The sequence below is a fragment of the Staphylococcus ureilyticus genome, from assembly GCF_002902235.1.
GTDB classification, from domain to species: domain Bacteria; phylum Bacillota; class Bacilli; order Staphylococcales; family Staphylococcaceae; genus Staphylococcus; species Staphylococcus ureilyticus.
Window position 1 is genome coordinate 1 of record NZ_PPRL01000065.1, and the last position, 10,344, is coordinate 10,344.

The 10,344-nt window shown below is 28.6% G+C and carries 9 protein-coding genes and 5 pseudogenes; 7 read left to right on the top strand and 7 right to left on the bottom strand.

Annotation, left to right across the window (positions count from 1 at the left end; genetic code table 11):
* The first annotated feature begins 86 nt into the window (after positions 1–86).
* From CD150_RS07030 to CD150_RS07040, 3 genes are all read left to right on the top strand, one after another.
* On the top strand, positions 87–359 hold the full coding sequence (locus CD150_RS07030; protein WP_002508608.1) for a hypothetical protein: 273 nt from the start codon (positions 87–89) through the stop codon (positions 357–359).
* Between the two features lie 175 nt (positions 360–534).
* Positions 535–1,059: an acyl-CoA thioesterase gene (locus CD150_RS07035; RefSeq protein WP_040030644.1), complete on the top strand. Its 525-nt coding sequence runs from the start codon at positions 535–537 to the stop codon at positions 1,057–1,059.
* A 7-nt stretch (positions 1,060–1,066) separates the two neighbouring features.
* On the top strand, positions 1,067–1,441 hold the full coding sequence (locus CD150_RS07040; protein WP_040030643.1) for a hypothetical protein: 375 nt from the start codon (positions 1,067–1,069) through the stop codon (positions 1,439–1,441).
* 135 nt (positions 1,442–1,576) lie between these two features.
* Here the strand turns inward: CD150_RS07040 and CD150_RS07045 are convergent.
* From CD150_RS07045 to CD150_RS14015, 3 genes and pseudogenes are all read right to left on the bottom strand, one after another.
* Positions 1,577–2,274 (bottom strand): annotated as a pseudogene (locus CD150_RS07045) (zinc-binding dehydrogenase); the annotation flags it as partial.
* 505 nt (positions 2,275–2,779) lie between these two features.
* Positions 2,780–3,112, bottom strand: a complete 333-nt coding sequence (locus CD150_RS07050; protein WP_040030502.1) for a YflT domain-containing protein — start codon at positions 3,110–3,112, stop codon at positions 2,780–2,782.
* A 555-nt stretch (positions 3,113–3,667) separates the two neighbouring features.
* Positions 3,668–3,859: pseudogene (locus CD150_RS14015) on the bottom strand (L-aspartate--L-methionine ligase LdmS); the annotation flags it as partial.
* A 489-nt stretch (positions 3,860–4,348) separates the two neighbouring features.
* Here CD150_RS14015 and CD150_RS07055 point away from each other — a divergent pair.
* Positions 4,349–4,987 carry an HD domain-containing protein gene (locus CD150_RS07055; RefSeq protein WP_040030501.1) on the top strand — a complete coding sequence of 213 codons (639 nt, stop codon included), beginning with the start codon at positions 4,349–4,351 and terminating at the stop codon, positions 4,985–4,987.
* Positions 4,988–5,175: 188 nt separating this feature from the next.
* Positions 5,176–5,452: pseudogene (locus CD150_RS13715) on the top strand (DUF536 domain-containing protein); the annotation flags it as partial.
* A gap of 62 nt (positions 5,453–5,514) precedes the next feature.
* Here the strand turns inward: CD150_RS13715 and CD150_RS13930 are convergent.
* Positions 5,515–5,628, bottom strand: coding sequence for an IS3 family transposase (locus tag CD150_RS13930; RefSeq protein WP_123198838.1), 114 nt, complete (start codon positions 5,626–5,628; stop codon positions 5,515–5,517).
* A 72-nt stretch (positions 5,629–5,700) separates the two neighbouring features.
* On the opposite strand from CD150_RS13930, the pseudogene CD150_RS07065 reads away from it, so the two are divergent.
* Together CD150_RS07065 and CD150_RS07070 are read left to right on the top strand one after the other, a co-directional pair.
* Positions 5,701–6,226: pseudogene (locus CD150_RS07065) on the top strand (hypothetical protein).
* A gap of 744 nt (positions 6,227–6,970) precedes the next feature.
* Positions 6,971–7,579: a recombinase family protein gene (locus CD150_RS07070; protein ID WP_000583529.1), complete on the top strand. Its 609-nt coding sequence runs from the start codon at positions 6,971–6,973 to the stop codon at positions 7,577–7,579.
* Positions 7,580–8,155: 576 nt separating this feature from the next.
* Here the strand turns inward: CD150_RS07070 and CD150_RS07075 are convergent.
* From CD150_RS07075 to CD150_RS07085, 3 genes and pseudogenes are all read right to left on the bottom strand, one after another.
* A complete protein-coding gene (locus tag CD150_RS07075) occupies positions 8,156–9,085 on the bottom strand; it encodes a sugar-binding transcriptional regulator (RefSeq protein ID WP_103161457.1) in 930 nt (309 codons plus the stop codon).
* 228 nt (positions 9,086–9,313) lie between these two features.
* Positions 9,314–9,613, bottom strand: a pseudogene (locus tag CD150_RS07080) (DUF536 domain-containing protein); the annotation flags it as partial.
* A 167-nt stretch (positions 9,614–9,780) separates the two neighbouring features.
* On the bottom strand, positions 9,781–10,344 hold a 564-nt coding region (locus CD150_RS07085), incomplete at its 5' end, for an LPXTG cell wall anchor domain-containing protein (RefSeq protein WP_142382334.1).

Here is a 10,344-nt window from a genome sequence, read left to right on the forward strand (position 1 = left end):
GTCGAAAAGAAAATAAATTAAAGCTAATTATATTAATTCTTGGTAATAGACTATATAGAACAAATATTAATAATTAGGTGATAAATATGAAAAATAATTACAAAGATAAAGAAGTGGCTTTAAAAATTATTCATAATGACAAAATACAGGAACATATGGATGAAGTAAGAAAAGAATATTTTAATATCTTTAAATCAGGATATAAATGTAAAAAAGTTTACGAGAAATTTAATTTAAAAGAGAGATACACTAAGAATCAGTATAAAATGTTAAAAGAATTATCAAAACCATATAATTGGGATGTTAAGTATAATATTTTATCAAAACGTATTGAGCTAAGAATACCATTATTTACTTAAATAGCAGAAGGTTTGAATGAGATTATTTCAAACCCTTATTAACCATTTAAGAAGAAATTAGAATTGTATCGAAGGTATTTGAGAAATTTATAGCTGTATAAAAAAAAGATATTTTATATTTATATACTCTCGCTCTATAATTAGAACATAAACATTATAGAAACGGGAGTTTTTTATGGAAAATTATAAATTTCCTAGTGACAGTAAAATTGTCAGTACGGATCAAGTATTAATTAATGATTTAAACAATTATGATACCCTATTTGGGGGGGTGTTGATGAAAAAAATTGATAATAACGCAACGCTTTCAGCTAGAAGACATGCAAGAGTTAAAGAATGTGTTACAGCTTCTACAGATTCAGTAGAATTTTTATATCCAATCACCCAATCTGATTCAGTTTGTATAGAATCTTATGTAGTTTATACAGGAGAAAAGTCTATGGAAATATTTTGTAAAGTCATTTCAGAAGATATGATCACTGCAGAAAGAAAAATTGCTGCTGTAGCTTTTCTTACTTTTGTAGCTTTGGATGAAAAGAAAAAACCAATTAAAGTACCCAAAATCTCTCCTCAGTCCAAAGAAGAAAAATTATTATTTATGGATGGCGAAGAAAGAGCTAAAATGCGAAAAATTAAAAGATCACAAACTAAAAATATAATTGAGTCTCTTGATATCAATAAACCATGGGAATTGGAGTAGTGATAAAATGATTAATGAAATGGAAGAATTAAACCAAGTTAAGTTAGATTTGAAAAAATTAAAAAACAAGTTTCCTAATATGTATGAAAAGTTAGAATATATAGCTAGTTTGACAAGACAATTAAGTATCAATTATAAATATTTAGGATTACTTATGTTTTCAGATAACCGTGAAATTATTCAAAATAAGCGACCAACTTTAATAAGAGAATCTGTTTTAAAATTATATGAACAAGAAGTTAAAAAAGTTAAAAAAGATAGTAATTTTGTAATTTTTAAAGATATGATGTTAAAATTCCAAAATGTGAAATACTCACAAATATTTCTTATCATTTTAGGTGCCGAACCTAGTTTTGTATTTAAAAATACAATTATTAAATAATAACTTTATTAACAATCCTTAGATTAAAGAATTATAAAAAGAATTATAAAAACTCACAAATTTCTTGACTAAATCAAACTATATTTTAGCTAATAAAAGAGCTTCCCTAAATTAGAGAGGCTCTTTTATTAATTTTTATAACTTAACGAGAATTTTTGCTTGTGATTTATCGTTTACGAGTTTTTCAAATCCTGACTCCACAATATCATCTAGCTCTATCTCATCAGTAATAACATCTTTCACTTTTAAATTACCTTCATTAATTAAATCTATTGTTTGTTGAAATGTAGTAGGTGTATAAGCAATCGTTGAAGTAAGTTTTACACCTGTATTAGTTAATTGCATTGGGTTCCATTCAATAGGATGACCAAATATAGACACTATAACAACAGTACCTCTTGCTCTAGTAACGTCTATAGCAGATTTAAGTGTTGGCGCTACACCAGCTACCTCAAATGCTACATCACTCCATTATCTGTATGTTCATTAATAACATCACTTGGGTTTGATTCACCAGAATTTACAGTATGAGTAGCACCTATTGCTTTAGCTTTATTCAATCTTTCTTCTGATAAATCAAAAACAAATATCTTACTTGCACCTGCAGCTTTGGCTGCTATTACTGTTAATAAACCTATTGGTCCTACACCAAAAATAGCAACTGTATCGCCAAATAGTACTTCGCCTTCTTTAATTACTTGAACTGCAACAACCGTTGGCTCTACAAGGGCGCCTTCTTTATCAGAAACGTTATCTGGTAACTTATAAACGTTCTCTTCTGGGGCATTTGTAAATTCTGCAAATCCACCATCAGAACCTAACCCTATAATACTCTTCATATTATTTTATCCTCCTATATAGATTCTAATTTTGCATTCTTTTCCAGTATGAAGTTACAATATATTTAAATAAGATTATATGCATATAGGCACCAATCCTTTCACTATTTGTGGTAGTGAGGGGGTTTTTTGATGTGGCTTAACGTCGCCTTCTATTTATTACGGTTACTACTAATCCAATAAGTAAAATAAGCAACTGCACAGCCACTACTTTGTCTTCTAATAGTTTTCCATTGATATCTCGAAACCAAGCGAACTTATATAATGCTCTATCCTTTTTTATCTAAATTCCTACTTTAGGCATCTTTTTCATTGTACAACTCCCTTTTAATCTGTGTTATTTCCTTATATAGATTTTCAAACAAAAACCTTTTTAACATAAGCTTCTCACCGTTGTTACATATAATTCTTTTGTTAATCTATTATAAAATATTTATATCATTCAAAAAGGCCAGCTTATCTAAATAGATAAACTGGCCTTTTTGAATGTTTATATAGTTTATAGTTCGCCTTTTACTCTCTCATCGGTGACAATTAAAAATATTTTTCCTTCATTCATTTCTTCTTCGTAATCTGAAGCCTCATTTTCTGGGATATTCAGGGATTTTAACTTAGCTCTTAATTCATCACCTTGCTTATCGTAACTTTGTTTAGTTTCAGATTGGTTATAATCAACGCCTATGACTTCTGTATTTTTGACTATACGGCTCGTGCGGTCGGGATCATGGGATAAAACATAAATATCTTTAATACCTATTCCATGTTCTTTTAAAGCGTTGATATCTGTTTCTAATTCCTTATCATTTTCGTATTTTTTTACAGTAGGTTTCACGCTTTTCCTCCTTTTGAAATTATTTTTTCTTGTTAATATTGCCGGAACCTAATTATTTAAACTATTTAATTTTATAAAAGTTTGATATTAGTTATAGTTTCCTTGTTTGTTATAGCTTAGTTTAGTTATATAGGAATAGACTTTTTCAAAATTAAACGCAAAGTTATTCAAAGTAGTTTAGCTTATATACCCAGTAACTTATTTAAGATATGCCTGTATAAAAGCGTTTTTTGATTATAAATTGGCTGGTCTTTATACCGAATACCCGGTATAGAGTATTAATGTTTGTTTAAATTATAATTATTAATTTTTTAGTTTATTTATTTAAAAGTCAGAGGTATAAATACGTTTATTTTTTGTGGTTTTTACGTGAATTTCTTTTCTCCTTCAAGTCTTTGATATCCTTTTTTTTAATAATCCAATATGCAATAGCAATAATTACAATAAATAAAATAAATAAAAATAAAGACAACCTCATTCCCTCCTTTTCAACGCATTTTCTGAAAAACTATATTAATTATATCATTATTACTCTTGACTTTCTTTTAAAAATTACTATTCTATAAGTTCTACATCCCCTTTATTGCTACCATGCCAAATACTGCAGAACCTCGATTTAACTATTTCATTACTAAACCAATTACCATCATAATAAGCAATTGGAAATAATAATCCTTTTTGAACGTATTTAAAAATTGACTTGAAAAAGTGTTCGTTATTATGGAGAGAAATATAATTGTAAAATTTATGATAACCATACTTACATTAAAAACGGTTATAATAGAAAAATCTTTTGAAATTTTCTCCTTTGCTATAGTAGCTATTTTATTTTCTAGTTTTCTATTCCTATTTTTTTACTAATTCTTTTTGAAGTTATATAAGTTTTCTTTCTTTTTCTAACATTTTATATATTTTATTACTACCTTTAAAATCAATATGGTTAACTGAAATAACGAAACAATAAGTTCTATTATCGATATTAGATATCATTCTATCAATTTTATTAATATATTTAAAGTATCCACTCTAAAAAACACGGTATAGATCGTTGCGACGCATTCTTTTGCCATAAAAGTATTTGAATCCTATGCTAGAATTTTAAAATGGATTAAATCAATCTCCCCATTATTAAGACAAGAAGAAACTGTTTCACTCGTTTTGATAATCACAAAGTTTTTCTTATTTTTTAAAGGGAATATTAACACTAATTATATATTTAACAAAGGGGAGTTTTTTATGATTAATAGCATAGATGAAATAAAAGTGCCAGATAGTAAAATTGTTCAAGATGCCCAAAAAATCGTACAAGAATACGGAAATGAATTAATATGGAATCACTCAAACAGAGTTTATTTATTTGGCGAAGTTAAAGGCATGCAAGATAAATTACAATACGATAAAGAATTACTTTATATCACTTCTTTATTCCATGATTTAGGTTTAACCCAAACATACAGTAGCGATGATTTAAGATTCGAAGTAGATGGCGCTAATGCAGTTAGACAATTTTTAAAAAATTATAATTATAACGAACGCGATTTACAACTTGCCTGGGATTCTATTGCGTTACATACAACACTAGGTGTAGCTGAACACAAAGAAAACAATGTAGCCTTATTATATCATGGTGTAGGAACAGACGTAATGGGCGATAATTGGGACCAATATTCTGATGAAATCAGAAAAGCAATCGTTACTAAATTCCCAAGAGGCAATTTTAAACATGATGTAATTAAAGCTTTTTATGACGGTTTTAAGCATAAACCCGAAACGACTTTTGGAAATATAAAATCAGATGTAATTAAATATTTCGAACCAGAATACCCACAAAATAACTTTTGCTCATGTATTTTACGTTCCAAATGGGATAGTTAAAAATAACCAGTTTTTTATTGTAATTGCTTTATTGCTATTACCATGTTCAGTTTAACAACACTAATTTGTAATAGTATTTTTTATTTTTTAATTTTCAAAGACATTAAATTTTAAATGCCTTTATTTGGAATCATAAAGGGGCATTTTAAAGGTTTAGGGGGGAACCATATAGCTTTAGAAATTAATAAAAGATTCAAAAACTAGAAAAACAATTAGAAGAAGAAAGACATCTTAACTATTCTTTTGCTACAGCGACTAATGCCTGAAAAAATGTTAATGTGTAAGAAGCAACTTTTACTGAAGAATCTCAAAATATCAACCAATAACAAAAGAAAAGCCAACCAATATAAACGAGGAAGTATTAGCAAAAGAGGATAAACTATCCGAAGAAATAGAGAACGAGATGGATAATAGGTTAGAACACCCTCTAAAATGAGATTTTGGAATCGTTTATTTGGTAACTAATTTTAATTAAAAAAGCACGACAAGCTTATAAATGTACTTAACCTCAAAAATTGTACTTTGGTTTAGTATAATATTTCGAAGGTTTGTTTCCTAAAATTTTTAGGAGACAAGCCTTTTAATTTTGATTTAATTCTTTCATTATTATAAAAAATCTTCGTAGCCAAATTTATATTCATAGATTGTTGAATATAAATTGTTTTATACTATATTTAATTTCCTACTACTTTGTCAAAAAAAAGGAGCTAAATATGATTAATATTATATCAGCGATAGGGTCGCTCGGAACATTTATTATGGCCTTATTTTATTTTGTATCAGTATCAGTTCAACTTTACCAAATGAAAATAAGTTTTATTCCTGCATTAGGATTTAATCAGATTTTATTAATTAGAGATAAAGACCAAAGGTTAAATTTAAAAAATACCACTTCCAATGTGGAAGAACATGAAGATTATTTGAAATTATATAATTTAGGAGGCGGTGCAGCAAAAAAAATCACCATTGAAGTTTTATTAGGTGAAGATGAAGTTATTCAAAAAAAAATATGTTAATATGTTACCTAGTAAAGAAGGTTATATGTTACCTATAAATAAAAGAGTATTTGATGAATTAGACGATACTATAAAAAATAACGGTTACGAATCCAATATGAATATTAAGTTATCTTATTATCATAATGTTAGTAGAAAAAAACAAGAAATATTTTTAAAAGGACATATAGACGGATTCAATACCTACGAAGATAAGGCCATTTATGAATTACAATTTATTTAAGTAAGAAAATGAATAATTGTAAATTAAATAACTGAGAGCGTTCACCAAAATTAACATGTAATTATCACCCATCTATTTAGGTGGGTATTTTTATTTATAAGTAAGAAATAATAGTCTGTTTTATACATTTTCATAAAATTTTAAAACGTATAAAAAATCTAATGAAAATGAAAAAAATAAGATGGTTAATATTAAGACCTTTCTTTAACAAAATTCTTTTAAATCAAAAAATATGATAATGAATCTTATAATAATCGTATTTTTATATCATTTTATTAGTTAGGACTTTGCATGTGTAGATAACACCGTCAAAAAATAGAATTTAGCTTATTTTAAAGACTGATTACGAGTTAATTATTTTACAAGAATACTAATCTACATTTTCGTGATTAATTCACAAAATAACTAAAACGAAAGTATACAAAAGTACATTAAAATTTCTCATAAAAAATGACTAGCATAGAATTACAAAGGGCGTATATTTATGTCTATAATTAAAATCGTAGTTATAACAATGTACCATTTATAGATAAGAAATTTGCAGTTTAAAATGTGCTTATTGATTATATATTTTTTAAATAATAGTCACAAAATACTCGTTTATAAAACACAATTTCTCAATTAATTAAAAAATTGTGTTTTATGTATTTTTAAGGTACACCCTAATCATACAAAATAAGTTGTTGAAATTATCGCAATTAAAACGTATGATTAGGGTGTATATTTATTATGGAGTGAAAATAAATGATTATAGGTTATGCGAGAGTATCATCGATAGATCAAAATTTAGAAAGACAATTGGATAATTTAAAGACGTTTGGTGTGGAGAAAATCTTTACAGAGAAACAGTCGGGAAAGTCAGTGGAAAATAGACCTGTATTTCAAGAAGCACTCAATTTTGTCAGAATGGGAGATCGATTCGTTGTGGAATCTATTGATCGTTTAGGACGTAACTATGATGAAATTATTGAAACTGTGAATTATTTAAAAGAAAAAGACGTTCAGTTAATGATTACCAGCTTACCTATGATGAATGAAGTGATTGGCAATCCATTACTGGATAAGTTTATGAAAGATTTAATCATTCAAATATTAGCAATGGTTTCAGAACAAGAGAGAAATGAAAGTAAACGTCGACAAGCGCAAGGAATTCAAGTTGCGAAGGAAAAAGGCGTATATAAAGGGCGCCCCTTACTTTATTCACCAAATGCGAAAGATCCTCAAAAACGTGTTATTTATCATCGCGTGGTGGAAATGTTAGAAGAAGGGCAAGCAATTAGTAAAATTGCCAAAGAAGTTAATATTACAAGACAAACAGTTTATAGAATTAAACATGATAAGGGATTATCTTGATAAATTGATTGTCAATGCAACTGAGCATTTCTCACAGCGTCCCAAAATATATGTTAATCATGTATTATGAGATTTTAATAATAAGACAGGAAAAAGAGAGAGCGTTTTTGCCCTCTCTTTTTTTCTATATTTTTTCTCAATAACGAATGTTTATGATCTTTGTATATGTTTAGTTAAGATATAAATTTCCTCTCAGCTATAAAATATATTAATTTGGCCTCCATCAACTTCTTTTTTTAATTTTTCAAAAACAGGTAATTCTGAACCAGATATCATTAAGTTGATTTACTCTTTGAACTTGGACTTCTTCACCAATAACCAATCTAACAAGCTTTTTCATTCTTCTGTCTCCCTTTAACAAACAAAAAAATGGTTCCTGTTAAACACACGTATAACGTGCGTGAGTGTTTAACAGAAGCCATTCATTGGTCTCATAAGACGATCAAAAGCGAACTTCATAGCTTTATTTTATTGTTTAATTTATTATACCAAGTTTTAAAACTCAAATTATATACTATTTAATAAATTTAACGGAAGTGGTTAATTAGTCTATTGATACTAAACACGCATATTATATTAGTTTCTTTTTTCTAATAATTCCATGCCTGTGTTTTCATCTGTAACTAAAACATCAATAAGATGATTATTTAAAGCTGCTTTTATAGCTTTTTCCTTATTTTTTCCACCAGCTATACCTATTTTCAACGGAATTCTTTTATATTCTTCTATTTCTAACGAAATAATACGATTATTCCATTCACAATCAATTTTCTTACCATTTTCGTCAATAAAATTATACATAATATCTCCAATGGCCTTGTTTTTAATATCTTTGAAGCTAAGTTCATCACGGTATGAAGCTACCATTGTTGATTGTTCAGGGTTAGCTCCTATACCAACTACCGCAATAGTTGCTTGCTTCATCTTTTCGGTAATCTTACTAACAAATTTTTGATTCATCATAAAATGTTTAGATTCGATATCATCAACAACTACAGGCGCATGAAGTAGCATATTATGGGCCCCAACACATTTGCTAAAACTATCTGCAATATGGTTAGCATGTATATCCATTGAAGCATTGCCCATACCACCAACAAGTGGTACAAACAAAACACTAGGAAATTTATTGTTACTAGCGGTATTTTTAACTACTTGATCCATTGTAGTCCCTGCTGAAACGGCAACGATATCATCTTCACATAGTTTACGAACTAAATAATTACTGCCAGCAATCCCTAATTTCGTTTTTAAGTGTTTAGTCTCTTTTACACATATGACTTCTTCTAAACCATATTTTTCTTCAAGTTGAGATTCTAATTCTAATAGATCATTTTCATTGATTTTAATTTCCACAATACCTTTTTGTTTTGCAAGGGTTAGATATTTAGACACAGTAGGTCTACTAACACCCATTATCTCTGCTATTTTATTTTGGTTTAATTCTTGTTGATAATATAATTTACAAATTTTTATCATCACTCTAGTATCATCTAAAATTGACATCGTTATCCCTACTCAAATGTTCTGTATTAGAACTTATGTGAATAATAATTCAGAAAGCGCTTTCTGTCAATTGTTAATATAAAAATATAAAAAAATAAAATGGCATAAAGCTTATTAATTCATAGTTTCCATATTTCCTGTCGATTTACATAACCAATGATTATAAGAAGTTATCACTATATAAAAGGCACTAAAAGGTTATAACCTTTTAGTGCCTAATTAATTATATTAGCTACCAAACAAACGACTCCAAAACCCCTTTTTAGGTGGTTCTGCTTCCTTATCCTCAGGCCCACTCTCTATTTCTTCAGATGGTTTATCATCTTTCGCTAATACTTCTTCGTTTGTACTGTCATCCTTTTTCTCTTCAGTTATATCCTTATGTTTTACTTCTGTTTCTGTTGGTTGACTTTTCTTTTGTTGTTGGTTGATATTTTGAGATTCTTCAGTAAAAGTTGCTTCTTGCGGATTAACGTTTTGTCTATCATTAGTCGCTGTATCAAAAGAATAATTAAGCTGTCTTTCTTCTATATAATTTTTAAAAAATAAGAGAGAGAAATAGAAATCAAAAATTGATTTCATATTCCTTCTCCCACAAAGATGAATAGATATATAACTTGAAACACTTACATTTAGATATCAGTTGGCTTTCATTATTTAATTCTTAGACTATTTATTAATTTTACTATTTTGAGTTAAACATTATTTTTATTTTTTCTAAATAATAATAAGGAACCTATAATAATTAATAAACTTGCGAAAATTGTTGTGTTTTTTTCTTTTTCACCCGTATCTGGTAACGCTGAAATTTCTTTTTTATTAGGTGATTTATCTTTGGATAAATTTGAATTACTTTCAGTTCTCATAGCATTTAGGTTGTTTTTAGAGTCTATCAAAGTCATAGGTTCTATTGTAGAAGAAGAGTCAAAATTAGTGATTATTTTGTCTCCTTTATTTGAAATAATATTTTGATAAAGACTCATACTTGGTGTTGGCTCAGGGTCCGGTGTTGGTTCAGGATCTGGTGTTGGCTCTGGATCTGGCGTTGGCTCTGGATCCGGTGTTGGTTCAGGATCAGGCGTTGGCTCTGGATCTGGTGTTGGCTCTGGATCTGGCGTTGGCTCTGGATCTGGCGTTGGCTCTGGATCCGGTGTTGGTTCAGGATCAGGCGTTGGTTCAGGATCCGGCGTTGGCTCTGGATCTGGTGTTGGCTCTGGATCTGGTGTTGGTTCAGGATCCGGCGTTGGCTCTGGATCTGG